The 13,945-nt window shown below is 70.2% G+C and carries 14 protein-coding genes; 8 read left to right on the plus strand and 6 right to left on the minus strand.

Annotation, left to right across the window (positions count from 1 at the left end; translation table 11 throughout):
* Window positions 1-6: 6 nt before the first annotated feature.
* The 6 genes from pucL to ACIRJR_RS18345 form a co-directional block, all read right to left on the minus strand.
* On the minus strand, window positions 7-930 hold the full coding sequence (gene pucL, locus ACIRJR_RS18320; protein ID WP_403781307.1) for a factor-independent urate hydroxylase: 924 nt from the start codon (window positions 928-930) through the stop codon (window positions 7-9).
* Between the two features lie 6 nt (window positions 931-936).
* Window positions 937-1,329 carry a hydroxyisourate hydrolase gene (gene uraH / locus ACIRJR_RS18325; RefSeq protein ID WP_329234782.1) on the minus strand — a complete coding sequence of 131 codons (393 nt, stop codon included), beginning with the start codon at window positions 1,327-1,329 and terminating at the stop codon, window positions 937-939.
* 40 nt (window positions 1,330-1,369) lie between these two features.
* A complete protein-coding gene (gene uraD / locus ACIRJR_RS18330) occupies window positions 1,370-1,876 on the minus strand; it encodes a 2-oxo-4-hydroxy-4-carboxy-5-ureidoimidazoline decarboxylase (protein WP_403781310.1) in 507 nt (168 codons plus the stop codon).
* A gap of 156 nt (window positions 1,877-2,032) precedes the next feature.
* The gene (locus tag ACIRJR_RS18335; protein WP_403781313.1) at window positions 2,033-2,410 is read right to left on the minus strand and encodes a helix-turn-helix domain-containing protein; all 378 of its coding nucleotides are present in this window, start codon (window positions 2,408-2,410) and stop codon (window positions 2,033-2,035) included.
* Window positions 2,407-2,658 (minus strand): hypothetical protein, encoded by a 252-nt coding sequence (locus tag ACIRJR_RS18340; RefSeq protein WP_403781316.1) that lies wholly within the window; start codon window positions 2,656-2,658, stop codon window positions 2,407-2,409. Before ACIRJR_RS18340 ends, ACIRJR_RS18335 begins: the two co-directional genes overlap by 4 nt.
* Window positions 2,659-2,776: 118 nt before the next feature.
* The gene (locus ACIRJR_RS18345; protein WP_403781319.1) at window positions 2,777-3,613 is read right to left on the minus strand and encodes a GntR family transcriptional regulator; all 837 of its coding nucleotides are present in this window, start codon (window positions 3,611-3,613) and stop codon (window positions 2,777-2,779) included.
* Window positions 3,614-3,861: 248 nt separating this feature from the next.
* On the opposite strand from ACIRJR_RS18345, the gene ACIRJR_RS18350 reads away from it, so the two are divergent.
* From ACIRJR_RS18350 to ACIRJR_RS18385, 8 genes are all read left to right on the plus strand, one after another.
* Complete coding sequence (locus ACIRJR_RS18350; RefSeq protein WP_403781322.1) at window positions 3,862-5,127, plus strand: extracellular solute-binding protein; 1,266 nt, start codon at window positions 3,862-3,864, stop codon at window positions 5,125-5,127.
* A gap of 43 nt (window positions 5,128-5,170) precedes the next feature.
* Window positions 5,171-6,139 carry a carbohydrate ABC transporter permease gene (locus tag ACIRJR_RS18355; RefSeq protein WP_403781325.1) on the plus strand — a complete coding sequence of 323 codons (969 nt, stop codon included), beginning with the start codon at window positions 5,171-5,173 and terminating at the stop codon, window positions 6,137-6,139.
* A complete protein-coding gene (locus tag ACIRJR_RS18360; protein WP_403781328.1) occupies window positions 6,136-6,975 on the plus strand; it encodes a carbohydrate ABC transporter permease in 840 nt (279 codons plus the stop codon). Before ACIRJR_RS18355 ends, ACIRJR_RS18360 begins: the two co-directional genes overlap by 4 nt.
* Window positions 6,976-7,042: 67 nt before the next feature.
* Entirely contained in the window at window positions 7,043-8,605 is a 1,563-nt protein-coding gene (locus tag ACIRJR_RS18365) for a beta-N-acetylhexosaminidase (protein ID WP_403781331.1), read from the plus strand.
* Window positions 8,606-8,638: 33 nt separating this feature from the next.
* Window positions 8,639-10,069, plus strand: a complete 1,431-nt coding sequence (locus ACIRJR_RS18370) for a cellulose binding domain-containing protein (RefSeq protein WP_403781334.1) — start codon at window positions 8,639-8,641, stop codon at window positions 10,067-10,069.
* Between the two features lie 157 nt (window positions 10,070-10,226).
* Entirely contained in the window at window positions 10,227-11,066 is an 840-nt protein-coding gene (locus ACIRJR_RS18375) for a TIM barrel protein (RefSeq protein ID WP_403781929.1), read from the plus strand.
* 43 nt (window positions 11,067-11,109) lie between these two features.
* Entirely contained in the window at window positions 11,110-12,003 is an 894-nt protein-coding gene (locus ACIRJR_RS18380; RefSeq protein WP_403781337.1) for a 2-hydroxy-3-oxopropionate reductase, read from the plus strand.
* A gap of 186 nt (window positions 12,004-12,189) precedes the next feature.
* On the plus strand, window positions 12,190-13,647 hold the full coding sequence (locus ACIRJR_RS18385) for a catalase (protein ID WP_403781339.1): 1,458 nt from the start codon (window positions 12,190-12,192) through the stop codon (window positions 13,645-13,647).
* Window positions 13,648-13,945 lie beyond the last annotated feature (298 nt).

A 13,945-nucleotide genomic window follows, 5' to 3' on the forward strand; every position in this document is an offset into this window, starting at 1 on the left:
ACCGCGTCAGAGGTTGGTCATGTCGACCGGGATCTTCGGCTCGACGCCGTCCCGGAGCACCGTCGCCTCGATGAGGCCGTACGGGCGGTCGGCCGCGAAGTACACCTCGTTGTCGTTCTTGAGGCCGAAGGGCTCCAGGTCGACCAGGAAGTGGTGGTTGTTCGGCAGTGAGAAGCGGATCTCGTCGATCTCACTGCGGTTGTTGATGATGCGCGAACCCATCTGGTACAGGGTCTGCTGGAGCGAGAGGGAGTACGTCTCCGCGAAGGCCTGGAGCATGTGCTTGCGTGCCTGCTCGTAGGACTTCTCCCAGTTCGGCATGCGCTCTTCGTCGCTGGTCCAGTTGTAGCGCCACCGGGCGGAGACGTCGGTCGCGAGGATGCGGTCGTACGCCTCCTTCAGCGTCGTGTACTTGTCCTTGACGTAGCCCCAGAACTCGGAGTTGGTCGAGTTCATCACGGAGAGGTCCTTGAGGCCCGAGATGACCTCCCACTTCTCCCCGTCGAAGGTGATCTGGCTGACCCGCGTCTCCTGGCCCTTGCGGGCGAAGGAGTGCTTGACCTCGTCGGCGCCGATGAACCTGGAGTTGCCGTCGGAGGTCGCGATGCGCTCCCAGCCGTACTCCTCGATCCTGATCCGCGCCGTCTTGATCGGCTCCTGCGAGGTCACGAAGTGCCGGGCGAGGTGGATGCCGAACTGCTCGGCGGACTCGATGCCGTGTTCCTTGGCGAAGGCGAACACCGTGTTCTTGGTGGTGTCGGTCGGCAGGACGTTGGCGTTGGAGCCGGAGTAGTGGACGTCGTCCATGTCGCCGGAGAGGGCGACCGAGACGTTGAGGTCCTTGATGTGGTGGGTGTCGCCGTCCCGCGTGATCTTGACGACGCGGTTCTCTGCTTTGCCGTACTGGTTCTGGCCGAGAATCGTGGGCATTGTCTGCTAGCTCCCTCGGTAAACGGAGTAGCCGAACGGGTTGAGCAGCAGCGGCACGTGGTAGTGCTCGCCCGGGGTGACGGCGAATGCGATCGCCACCTCCGGGAAGAACGCGCCGCTGTCCCTTACGCGGGGGGCGTCCTGCTGCGCCTCGGCTTGCTTCTTCGCGGTGAAGTACGACTCGGTGTCGAAGACGAGCCGTACGTGGGTGGTTCCTTCCGGCAGGGCCGGCAGGTCTTTGCAGCGCCCGTCCGCGTCGGTCGCGGATCCGCCGAGCGTCACGTACTGCGTGTCGCCGCCGCTGCGGGCGGCCAGGGAGACGGTGACGGCTTCGGCGGGACGGCCGATGCTGGTGTCCAGGATGTGGGTGGACACCGATGCGGTGGTGTCGGTGCTCAAGACCGTCACGCTCCTTGTTCTCTTCGGGTGGTGCGAGGGCTCAGGAGTCCTGCGCGAGGCGGGTCAGACGAATGCGGTTGATCTTGCCCAGTTCCGCGCGGACGATCTCGCGTTCCCGCTCGGGCGAGTTGCCGATCCGGTCCTTGACCGCGTCGCGCATCTGCTCACCGGTGGCTCCGGTGGCGCAGATCAGGAAGACATGTCCGAACCGCTCCTGGTAGGCCAGGTTGAGTTCGAGCATCTCCGCCCTGAGCTCCTCGGACGCACCGGCCATCCCCCGCTGCTCGCGGGCCGATGCCGGGTCCCCGGGCTTGGGGCGTCCGATCGGCGGGTGTCCCGCCATCGCCTCGGCCAGGTCCTCCGCGGAGAGCTCGGCCATGGCGGCGTCGCTTGCGGAGAACAGGGCTTCCGTGCCGGCGTAGGGCCGGTGGGCGAGGACGAAGCTTCCCCACGCCGTACTGGCACACACCTCGTGCAGCGCGGCTGCGGCCTCTTCGGCCGCCAGGGTGTTGAACCGGGCGAGGCCCGGTGTGGAGCTCGTAGTCACGGGAGCCTCCGTGGCTTTTTTCGCTGTGCGTTGTCGGGCTGCGGATAGCTAACGCCCTTCGCAACACCACGTCAACAGTTTGTTGAAATTCCGCGAACAGATAATGCCGCCGCCCGAGTTCCCGGACGGCGGCATCGAGAGGCGTTTACGGGCCGACTACCCGCTCTCGCCTCCATTGTCCCGGTTGAGGTAGTTGTAGACGGTGAAGCGGCTGACCCCGAGGGCGCCCGCCACCGTCTCCACCCCGTGCCGCACAGAGAAGGCACCGCGTGCCTCCAGAGTGCGCACCACACCCTGCTTGGCCTTGCGGTCCAGGTCGGCCAGCGGCATCCCGTGCCGGCGCTCCATCGCCGCCAGGATGTGGTCGAGCGATTCGGAGAGCTGCGGGAGCCGCACCGCTATGACGTCCGCCCCCTCCCAGGCGAGCACCACGTCCTCGGTGGTGGCCTGGTCAGGGGCGAGGAGCTCGGCCCCCATGGCGTCGACGAGGGGCTTCACCGCGGTGACCAGCGGGTGGTCGGCCGGTTCGGTCACGGGGTGTCCTCCCCGATCACGTTGACCTGCAGGGAGACCCGGGTGGCACCCGAGGCCAGCGCCTTGCGCAGCAGGGAGTCCACGGCGGTCAGCACCTCGTCGGCGCCCCCTTCGGCCGTGTTCCCGAAGGGGCCCACGTCCACCGCGTCCAGGTCGGCGGTCTGGATGACCTCACGGGCGACCACGGCGTGGTCGGGCGCCTCGTCCAGATCGAAGGGCTCGGTGGTGAATTCCACCCTCAAGCGCACGTTGCCTCCCTCATGTCCCGCCGTGTCCGTCGGCTCGCACGGCTCGCCCCGACCCTAAGGCACGGATCCCGGGGCACACCGGGCGCGCGCGGGCCCCGGCACACGACGGGGCCGGCTCTCAGGAGCCGGACTGGATGTCCCCCCGGGTGGACGAGGCGATCGGGTCGCCGTGCGCGAAGTCTCCGGGCGGGATCCCCGGGTGGTGTCCGTCCCGCACCAGCGGGGCGGCCGCCGGACCCAGGGCCAGCCGGGAGACGATCCGGTAGCGGTCGCCCCGGTAGACCGAGTGGACGTACTCCACGGGCACCCCAGCGGTGTCCGAGGTCAGGCGCTCGAAGAGCAGGGCCGGGGAGAGCTCGGGCACCTCCAGCAGCTGGGCCTCCGCCCGCGTGACGACGGTGGGCTCGATGGCCTGGACCGCCTCCCGGACATGGACCCCGTGGGTGTGCCGCAGGTGCTCGTAGAGATCGCCGTCCTCCAGCTCCTGCGCCGACAGGCCGGGGACGAGCGCCGCTCTGATGTGCAGGTGCTCGATAGCCATCGGAGCACCGTCGACCAGGCGCAGCCGCGCGACGTAGACGATCTCCTCGGCGGGCGACATCCGCAGCTTGCGGCCGACCCGGGCGCCCGCCTGGAGGGTGGTGAACTCCAGCAGCCTGCTCGACCACGCCCCCGCCGCCTGGGGCAGGCTCAGGGCGAGGTCCGCCGAGACCAGCTCCTGGGTGATCTTCTCCGGTGCGACGAACATCCCGCGTCCGTGCTCGCGGACCAGCAGCCCGGCGGCCACCAGCTCGTCGACGGCGGCACGCAGGGTGGGCCGGGAGACGCCGAGCAGGGCGCAGAGGGCCCGCTCGGAGGGGATGGCGTCCCCGGGCATGCGGCTCTCGATCAGCTCCAGGACCGCGTCTCGCGCCCGCTCCCGTTTGAGCACCGTCCCTGGTACGTCGGCTTTCATGCGATCCCCTTCGCGCGTCCCGCTCCCTTTACCAGTTGAGCGATCCATGTCCACTGGTCAGGGAGAGTCTAACCACTTCGACGACCGAGCAGCAGGGGCAATCACATCGATGTCCACAACGCCCTTTTTTACAGGGGGGGTTGACGACCTCATTGGTCTATGCCACTTTCATCCATCACCAAGAGGTGAGCTGTCCAGTGGGCTTCACTGGTCAGGTGGTCAGGTCTCTGCTCCCGTTGAGGTGAACCGTGAAGTACCGCTTGCTTGCCGGTGTGTCCGCGCTCGTGACGGCCGCCGCTCTCAGTGCCTGCAGCTCCGGCGGGGACGGCGCCGACGAGGCCGGAGGCGTGACGACGGTCGACGTCTGGCTGATGCGCGACAGCGTTTCCGCCGCGTTCCAGAAGGAGTTCACCGAGGGCTTCGAGGCCGCGCACCCGGACATCGACGTGAAGATCCAGATCCAGGAGTGGGACGGCATCGGCCAGAAGATCACCGCCGCCCTGGCCAGCAACGACGCCCCGGACGTGATCGAGGCAGGCAACACGCAGGTGGCGCAGTTCGCGGAGAGCGGCGGGCTGCTGGACCTCAGCGACAGGAAGGACGAGCTGAACGGCGGCGACTGGCTGAAGGGCCTGGCCGAGCCGGGTTCGTACGAGGGGAAGCAGTACGGCATCCCGTACTACGCGGCCAACCGGGTCGTGGTCTACCGCAAGGACCTCTTCGAGAAGGCCGGCGTCGACCCCGCGAAGCTCACCACGCGCGAGGAGTGGATCGCCGCCACCACGAAGCTGAACAAGGGCGGCACCCAGGGGATCTACCTGCCCGGACAGCTCTGGTACGCGCTGGCCGGCTTCGTCTGGGACGAGGGCGGAGACCTCGCCACCGAGTCCGGCGGCCGGTGGAAGGGCGCCCTCGACACCCCCGAGGCGCTGCGCGGGATGGCCTTCTACGCGCAGCTCCAGGCGCTCGGCAAGGGGCCCCGGGACTCCGACGAGGACGACCCGCCCCAGGCCGAGGTGATGGCGAAGGGCCAGGTGGCCCAGGTCATCTCCACCCCGGGAGGCGCCAACGTGGTCGTCGAGAACAACCCGGAGCTCGAGGGGAAGCTCGGCTTCTTCCCGATCCCCGGGAAGACCGCGGGCACACCGGGCGCGGTGTTCACCGGCGGCTCCGACCTGGTCGTCCCGGCGGCGGCCGGACACCCGGACGCGGCGGTGACGTTCATCAAGGAGCTGACGGGCGACGCCTGGCAGAAGAAGCTCGCGGTGGCCATGAGCTACGTCCCGAACAGGACGTCGCTCGCCTCGGCCGTGGCGGACGACCCGGGGGCCTCGGCGATGGCCGTCGGCGCGGCGAACGGGCACGCGACACCGAACACCCCGGGCTGGGCGGCCGTGGAGGCCGAGAACCCGGTCAAGGACTACATGACCGCGGTCCTCACCGGCGGTGACCCGGAACGGGAGGCGGCCAAGGCCTCCGCCGACATCACCCGGGCCATGAACGCCGGCTCCTGATCCGGCCCGTCCGTTCCCCACCACCACCGGGAGGAGGCCCGCCGTGCCGGCTGTCCGTGAAAGACCCGCGCCACGTGTCCACCGTCCACCGAAGGCACCACCGGGGCGGCGAGCCGGAGGACCCCCGCGCGACCTCTGGCCCTACGCCCTGATCGCGCCCGCGATCGGCGGCATGCTCTATCTGCTGGTCTACCCGCTGGTGCGGGCCGTGGTGATCTCCCTCCAGGACTTCCGGCTCCGCCAGCTGATCAGCGGGGACGCCGAGTTCGTGGGGCTGCGCAACTACCGGACGCTGCTGTCCGACCCGCGCTTCTGGGAGGTCACCGGCCGCACCTTCGTCTTCATGGCCGTCAACGTCGTCCTGATCATGGTCATCTCGACGCTGGTCGCGCTGATGACGGAGCGCCTCCGCCGGGCCGGCCGGACGATCGTCCTCTGCTCGCTGGTGCTCGCCTGGGCCATGCCCGTGGTCGCGGCGACGACGGTCTTCCAGTGGCTGTTCCACTCCGAGTTCGGCATCGTGAACCAGTCCCTGACGGCGCTCGGCTTCGGGTCCTTCGACCGCTACCCGTGGTTCGCGAACGGTACGGCGTCCTTCACGATCCTGGTCCTGCTGATCGTCTGGCAGTCCGTGCCGTTCGCGGCGGTCACCCTCTACTCCGCCCTGACCACGGTCCCCGGCGAGCTGTACGAGTCGGCCCGCCTGGACGGCGCCTCGGGCTCCCGCATCTTCCGCTCGGTCACCTTCCCGATGCTGCGGCCGATCTTCATGCTGGTCCTCTCCCTGGAGGTGATCTGGACCTTCAAGGCGTTCGTCCAGATCTGGGTGATGACCCGCGGCGGGCCCGGCGACGCCACCACCATCCTGCCCGTGTACGCGGTCCAGACGGCGCTCTCCAGCCAGCGCTACGACCTGGGATCGGCCGCGTCGATGATCACCGTGGTCCTGATGTCCGGGGTGCTGGTCCTCTACTTCCGCCAGATGCTCCGACAGGAGGACCACCCGCGATGACCTCGCCGCACCCCCGGATCCGGCGGATCCCGCTGAACGCCGCCGCCGTCGTGACCGTCGTGGTCTGCCTGTTCCCGGTGTACTGGATGGTCTCCACCGCGTTCAAGCCGTCCCGGGACATCCAGTCCTCCGAGCCTCGCCTCCTCCCCTACACCTGGACGCTGGACCACTTCCGCCGGGCCGTACAGGCGGACGGCTTCGAACTGTTCTGGCGCAACAGCGTCCTGGTCACCCTGGGCGCCGTGCTGCTCTCGCTCCTCGTGGCGCTCGGCGCGTCGTTCGCCGTCGCACGGCTGCGGTGGAGGGGCCGGCGGCAGTTCATGCTGCTGGTCTTCGTCGCCCAGATGGCGCCCTGGGAGTCGCTCATCATCCCCATCTACATCATCTCGCGCGACACGGACATGCTCGACCGGCTGCCCACCCTCACCCTCGTCTACTTCATGATCACGCTGCCCTTCACGATCGTGGTGCTCCGGGGCTTCCTGGCGACGATCCCGCCCGAACTGGAGGAGGCCGCCCAGGTCGACGGCTGCACGAGGACGGGGGCGTTCGTACGGGTGGCCCTGCCGCTGCTCGCGCCCGGTCTCATGGCGACCTCGCTCTTCGGGTTCATCACCGCCTGGAACGAGTTCGCCTACGCCAACTTCCTGATCATCAAACAGCAGGACAACCGCACCCTGCCGGTCTGGCTCTCGTCCTTCCAGAACACCTTCGGCACCGACTGGGGCGCCACCATGGCCGCCTCCACGCTCTTCGCGCTGCCCGCCCTCGTGATCTTCCTGGTGCTCCAGCGCCATGTGACCTCCGGCTTCGCGGCCGGCGCGGTCAAGGGCTGAGCCCGCCGCGGCGACCCCGCGGACCCGGCCACGCGAACCGCCCGACTCCCCGAATCCGGAGGCCCCCGTGCCCGCAACACGCCCCGAGCTCTCCCTCGTCCCCCGGCCCCGCAATCTCTCGCCGCGCCCGGGCCGTCTCGTCCTGGACCAGGACACCTCCGTACGCGCCCTTCCGGGTGCCGAGGGGGCGGCGGACCTGCTGCGGACGCTCCTCGGTCCGGCGACCGGCCTGCCCCTTCCGCCCTCGGCCGACGGCCGGGTCGTCCTGGCGCTCGACCCGCAGCTCGGCGGCCTGGGGGACGAGGGGTACGGCCTCACCGTGGGGCCCCGGACCCTGATGCTGCGGGCCGCCCGGACCGACGGTCTGCTCCGGGGCGTCCAGACGATCCGCCAGCTGCTGCCGCCCGAGGCGCTGTCCGGCGGGGCCCGCGGCAGGTCCTGGGAGCTGCCGTGCGTCGAGATCAGCGACGTGCCGCGGTACCCCTGGCGCGGCGCGATGCTCGACGTCGCCCGGCACTTCCAGCCTGTCTCCTACCTGCGCCGGTACGTGGACCTGATGGCCCTGCACAAACTCAACGTCCTGCATCTGCACCTCACGGACGACCAGGGCTGGCGCATGCCGGTCGACGCCTTCCCCCGGCTGACCTCGGTGGGCGGAACCCGCGCCCAGTCGCTGTCGGACGGGGTGCGGCACTCGGGTGCATACACCAAGGAAGAGCTGCGGGACCTGGTCCGCCACGCGCGGGAGCGGGGGGTGACCGTGGTGCCGGAGATCGAGATGCCGGGCCATGTCCGCGCGGCCCTGGCCGCCTACCCGCACCTGGGGAACAGCCCGGAGCGGCACCTCGACGTCTGGACCAGGTGGGGCGTCTGCGACACCGTGCTCGGGGTCCACGAGGAGGTCTTCGACTTCTGCCGGACGGTGCTGGCGGAGGTCATGGACGTCTTCCCCTCCCCGTACATCCACATCGGCGGTGAGGAGTGCCCCACCGGCGAGTGGGAGAACAGCCCGGCGGCCCTGGAACGTGCGGCGGCCGAAGGGCTCGCCGGCCCCGGGGAACTGCACGGCTGGTTCATGGGCCGCATCGGCTCGTTCCTCGTGGAGCACGGCCGCCGCCCCACCGGCTGGGCCGAGAGCGGCGGCGAACTGCCCCCCGAGTTCACGGTGATGACCTGGCGGGACCCGGCCCATGCCCGCACCGCGGCGCGGCGCGGGCACCAGGTGGTGACGGCGCACCACCGCGCCACCTACCTCGACTACGCCCAGTCCACCGATCCGGACGAACCCCCCGCCCAGCCGGGCATCCCCGTGCCCCTGCACGCGGTCCACGCCAACGAGCCGGTGCCGCACGACTGGGAGCCGGAGGAGGCCTCCCGTGTGCTGGGCACCCAGGCGCAGCTGTGGACCGAGTACGTGACGACACCCGACCGGATCGAGTACCTCACCTACCCCCGGCTCTGCGCTCTCGCCGACCGTGCGTGGTCAGGCGGGCGCGGCGACTGGGCCGGGTTCGTCGAGCGGCTGCGCGAGCACACCGCCCGGCTGGACGCCCTCGGCGTCCGCTACCGGCCCCTCACCACGCGGTCCCTGGAGACCGCGTCCGCAGGTACAGCGCGACCCCCTCGGTAGACACTCCCCCACGTTCCGGAGAGGAACATCGCCATGAGCACATTCCGCAGGAGCCGTACCCGCGCGGCGGCGGCCGCCGCCGTCACCCTGGCCCTGGGCTGCACCGCCCTCGCCGCCCTGCCCGGCACGGCCGGTGCCGCCGCGGCCGGCGGGCTCGCCGTCCAGTACCGCACGAGCGCGTCGGGGGCGACGGCCGACCAGAGCGAGCCGTGGCTGAAGGTACGCAACACCGGGAGCGCGAGCGTGCCGCTCGCCGACGTCAAGGTGCGCTACTACTTCAAGGGCGACTCGGCGTCGGCCGCCTACCGGTTCGCCTGTTCCTGGGCGGTGAAGGGCTGCGCGAACATCACCGGCACCTTCAGGACCCTGCCGAACCCGACCGCGACCGCCGACCGCTACCTGGAGATCGGCTTCACCGCCGGTGCCGGCTCCCTGGCGCCCGGAGCGGACACCGGTGACATGCAGCTGCGCTTCCACCGCGCGGACTGGCAGCCGCTGGGGCAGAGCGACGACTACTCCTTCGGCGCCGGGCGCAACACGTACGGCGACTGGACGAAGATCACCGCGCAGCTGGGTACGGTCACGGCCTGGGGCGAGGCCCCCGGGGGCAACGGGCCCACCGACCCGACGGATCCGCCCACCGACCCGCCGGCCGACGGGCCGAGGCTGTTCGACGACTTCAGCTACACCGGTCACACCGACCCGAGGATCTCGGCGAACGGCTGGAGCGTCCGCTCGAACTCCGGCGGTCCCGGGGTGCCGGGCGCCGTCTGGGCTCCGGAGAACGTCACCTTCAGCAGCCAGGGCGGCAATTCGGTGATGAACCTGGAGACGTCCACAGCGGGCACGGGTGCCTCGACGGAGCACACGGAGATCCTCACGAAGTCCTCGAAGTTCCGCAACGGCACCTACGCGGCCCGGGTGAGGTTCAGCGACGCGCCGAGGTCGGGTCCGGACGGCGACCACCTCGTCCAGACCTTCTTCACCATCAACGACCTCAAGGCGCCGATGGCGGACGACTACGCGGAGTACGACTTCGAGTACCTGCCCAACGGCGGCTGGGGCAAGCCGTCGAACATCCTGTACACCACGTCCTGGGAGACCTACCGGCCCGACCCGTGGGAGGCCGTCAACCAGCACAGCGAGGCACGGCAGAGCTACGCGGGATGGCACGACCTGGTGGTCACCATCGACAACAGCGCCATCACCTACTACGTCGACGGTCAGCCCTTCGGGACGCACGGCGCGGCTTACCTGCCGGAGCGGCCGATGTCGATCAACTTCAACCAGTGGCTGATCGACCTGGCGGGCCAGACCAGCACCACGCCCCGCTCGTACGACCAGCAGGTGGACTACGTGCTGCACGTGAAGGACCAGGTCCTCTCCCCCGCCCAGGTGTCGGCCCTGGTGAGCGGTTACCGGACGGCGGGCACGACGTTCCAGGACACGGTGCCGGCCGTCTGACCAGGCACATGTGAGCGGTCGCGGGGTGGAGGGCGAGACGGCCTCCACCCCGCTTCCGCGTGTCCGGAATTCGGTTCGCCTCTTGACAGCCTCACCAGGCGCGAGGCAATCTTCCGTTAAGCAGAAACTAACTTCCGCGATACGGAAGGAGCGCATGATGGGTTTCTCGGACCAGCGCTTCGATGTGAACCTCTCGATCCTCTTCACCGAACTCCCGCTCCTGGAGCGTCCCGCGGCGGCCGCCGCCGCGGGCTTCACCGCGGTCGAGCTCTGGTGGCCCTGGATCGAGACCCCCACCCCGGCGCAGGCCGAGCTCGACGCCCTGAAGAAGGCGCTCGACGACGCGGGCACGCAGCTGGTGGGGCTGAACTTCTACGCGGGCCGGCTCCCCGGCCCCGACCGGGGGGCGCTCTCCCTCCCCGGCGAGGAGTCGGACCGCTTCCGCGCCAACATCGACGTGGCGGCGGACTTCGCGGCCTCGGTCGGCTGCAAGGCGCTCAACGCGCTGTACGGCAACCGCGTCGAGGGTGTGGACCCGGCCGTCCAGGACGAACTCGCCCTGGAGAACCTGGTCCTGGCGGCCCGCGCGGCCGACCGGATCGGGGCCACCCTCCTGATCGAGACCCTCAACGACACGGAGTCGCCGCTCTACCCCCTGGTCAGCGCACCGGCGGGCATCGAGGTCGTCGACCGCGTCAACGAGGCGACGGGGCTGGGCAACGCCACGTTCCTGCTGGACCTCTACCACCTGTCGATGAACGGCGAGGACCTCAGCCAGGTGATCAAGGCGTACGCCGCGAAGACCGGCCACGTCCAGATCGCCGACAACCCTGGGCGCGGCGCGCCCGGCACCGGCTCGCTCCCGCTGGAGCGGCTCCTCGACGAGCTGACCGAGGCCGGGTACGACGGCTGGGTCGGCCTCGAGTACAAGCCGGGCGACCGCCCGAGCACCGAGTCGTTCGGCTGGCTCCCCGCCGGGCACCGGCCGGCCCGCTGAGGCCCGCCCCCTCTCGCACACACGCTTACCGGAAGGCACCCTCATGAGCAGCAACCTCCCCAAGGTCGCCTGGATCGGGCTCGGCATCATGGGCTCCCCCATGTCCGAGAACCTGGTCAAGGCCGGTTACCAGGTGACCGGTTACACCCTGGAGCAGGACAAGGTCGACCGGCTCGTCGCGGCGGGCGGCAAGGGCGCCGCCTCCATCGCGGAGGCCGTCCGTGACGCAGACGTCGTCATCACGATGGTCCCGGCGTCCCCGCAGGTCGAGGCCATCGCCTACGGCCCCGACGGCATCCTGGAGAACGCCCGGCAGGGCGCCCTGCTGATCGACATGTCCTCGATCACGCCGCAGACCTCCGTGGACCTGGCATCGAACGCGAAGGACAAGGGCATCCGCGTCCTGGACGCCCCCGTCTCCGGCGGCGAGGCCGGCGCGATCGAGGCCGTCCTGTCCATCATGGTCGGCGGCGAGCAGACCGACTTCGACGCCGCGAAGCCGCTGCTGGACACGCTCGGCAAGACCATCGTGCTGTGCGGGCCGCACGGCTCCGGGCAGACGGTGAAGGCCGCCAACCAGCTGATCGTCGCCGTCAACATCCAGGCCTGCGCCGAGGCCGTCGTCTTCCTGGAGAAGTCCGGGGTCGACCTGGCCGCCGCGCTCGACGTACTGAACGGCGGGCTCGCCGGCTCCACGGTGCTGACGCGCAAGAAGGACAACTTCCTCAAGCGGGACTTCGCCCCCGGCTTCCGGATCGACCTGCACCACAAGGACATGGGCATCGTCACCGACGCCGCCCGCAACGTCGGCGCGGCACTCCCCGTCGGCGGGGTCGTGGCACAGCTCGTGGCCTCCCTGCGCGCCCAGGGCGACGGCGGCCTCGACCACTCCGCGCTGCTGCGCTCCGTCGAGCGGCTCTCCGGCTCCCAGGTCTGACACCATCCGGCCCCCTTCCGGGGCCCCCTGAACTCCGGGTCGCGGCGGCGCTGACACCTGTCCTGTCGCGCCCAGGCGCCGCCGCGACCCGGAACCCTAACCTCCAATTTCAACAAACTGTTGACGTGACGATCCCGGCGAATCTACGCTCCTGAGGCCGTCAGCAGCCCCGTACGGAAGGCCCCCATGTCCCAGCGTGTGCTCACGACCGAGTCAGGCGCCCCCGTCGCCGACAACCAGAACTCCGCCGCGGCCGGCGCCGGCGGGCCGCTCCTCGTCCAGGACCAGCACCTGCTCGAGAAGCTCGCCCGCTTCAACCGTGAGCGCATCCCGGAGCGCGTCGTCCACGCCCGCGGATCCGGCGCGTACGGCTACTTCGAGGTGACCGACGACGTCACCGGCTTCACCCACGCCGACTTCCTCTCCGAGGTGGGCCGTCGCACCGAGACGTTCATACGTTTCTCGACGGTCGCCGACTCGCTGGGCGGCGCGGACGCCGTGCGCGACCCCCGCGGCTTCGCCCTCAAGTTCTACACGGAGCAGGGCAACTACGACCTCGTCGGCAACAACACCCCGGTGTTCTTCATCAAGGACCCGATCAAGTTCCCCGACTTCATCCACTCCCAGAAGCGCGACCCCTTCACGGGCCGTCAGGAGCCGGACAACGTCTGGGACTTCTGGGCGAACTCCCCCGAGTCGACGCACCAGATCACCTGGCTGATGGGTGACCGCGGGATCCCCGCCTCGTACCGCCACATGAACGGCTTCGGCTCGCACACCTACCAGTGGACCAACGCGGAGGGCGAGGCCTTCTTCGTCAAGTACCACTTCAAGACCAACCAGGGTGTGCGCTCCCTCTCCGCCGAGCAGGCCGCCGACCAGGTCGGCAAGGACGCCAACTCCCACCAGACGGACCTGCTCCAGGCCATCGAACGGGGCGTCAACCCGTCCTGGACGCTGCACGTGCAGATCATGCCGGCGGCCGAGGCGGCGGACTACCGCTTCAACCCCTTCGACGTGACGAAGGTGTGGCCGCACGCCGACTACCCGCTGCGGCGGGTCGGCCGCCTGGTGCTGGACCGCAACCCGGACAACGTCTTCGCCGAGGTGGAGCAGGCGGCCTTCTCGCCGAACAACTTCGTGCCCGGCATCGGTCCGTCCCCGGACAAGATGCTCCAGGGCCGGCTGTTCGCCTACGCCGACGCGCAGCGCTACCGGCTGGGCATCAACCACACCCAGCTCCCGGTCAACGCGCCGAAGGCGGCCACCGCCGACAACTACGGCCGCGACGGACTGCACGCGACCCGGTACGGCTCGCGCCAGGACAAGAACTACGAGCCCAACTCGTACGCCGGGCCCGCGCAGACCGGAGCCGCACTGGCAGCGCCGCTGCCCGTGCAGGGCTGGACCGGCACCCACGAGGCGCCGCTCCACACGAAGGACGACGACTTCTTCCAGGCGGGCGAGCTCTACCGGCTGATGTCGGCGGACGAGAAGAACCGCCTGGTCGCCAACATCGCCGGAGGCCTCTCGCAGGTCACCCGTGACGACGTGATCGAGAAGAACCTCGCCCACTTCCACGCCGCCGACACCGACTACGGCAAGCGTGTCGAGGAGGCGGTCCGCGCCCTGCGCGAGGACTGAGCCCCTCCCCAGGCCCTGCCCGGGCCGCGCACCCGGATGAGGGGAGCGCGCGGCACCGGCAGGACGGGACCGCGGCGGCGGACGACGCCAGTGCGGTGGCGAAGGGCCGGGCGGCCCGCTCCAGACCTGAAGGAGCCCGGCCGCCCGCCGCCCACGGTCCGCCGTCGCGGTCGCTGTGAACGTTTCGTGCAGGGGTGTGGGGGGGGGGGGGGGGGGGGGGGGGGGCGCCGGGGGGGGGGGGGGGGGGGGGGGGGGTGGCGCGGTCCGGTAGGTGCCGAGGAGGTGGGAGCCGACGGGG

This window comes from Streptomyces sp. NPDC102402 (assembly GCF_044765765.1).
In the GTDB taxonomy this organism is placed as follows: domain Bacteria; phylum Actinomycetota; class Actinomycetes; order Streptomycetales; family Streptomycetaceae; genus Streptomyces.

Bases quoted from the DNA above. Each gene is read 5' to 3' on its own strand.
- pucL (WP_403781307.1), bottom strand. From the start codon at position 930: ATGCCCACGATTCTCGGCCAGAACCAGTACGGCAAAGCAGAGAACCGC.
- ACIRJR_RS18345 (WP_403781319.1), bottom strand. From the start codon at position 3,613: ATGAAAGCCGACGTACCAGGGACGGTGCTCAAACGGGAGCGGGCGCGA.
- ACIRJR_RS18360 (WP_403781328.1), top strand. From the start codon at position 6,136: ATGACCTCGCCGCACCCCCGGATCCGGCGGATCCCGCTGAACGCCGCC.
- ACIRJR_RS18370 (WP_403781334.1), top strand. From the start codon at position 8,639: ATGAGCACATTCCGCAGGAGCCGTACCCGCGCGGCGGCGGCCGCCGCC.
- ACIRJR_RS18375 (WP_403781929.1), top strand. From the start codon at position 10,227: ATGGGTTTCTCGGACCAGCGCTTCGATGTGAACCTCTCGATCCTCTTC.
- ACIRJR_RS18380 (WP_403781337.1), top strand. From the start codon at position 11,110: ATGAGCAGCAACCTCCCCAAGGTCGCCTGGATCGGGCTCGGCATCATG.
- ACIRJR_RS18385 (WP_403781339.1), top strand. From the start codon at position 12,190: ATGTCCCAGCGTGTGCTCACGACCGAGTCAGGCGCCCCCGTCGCCGAC.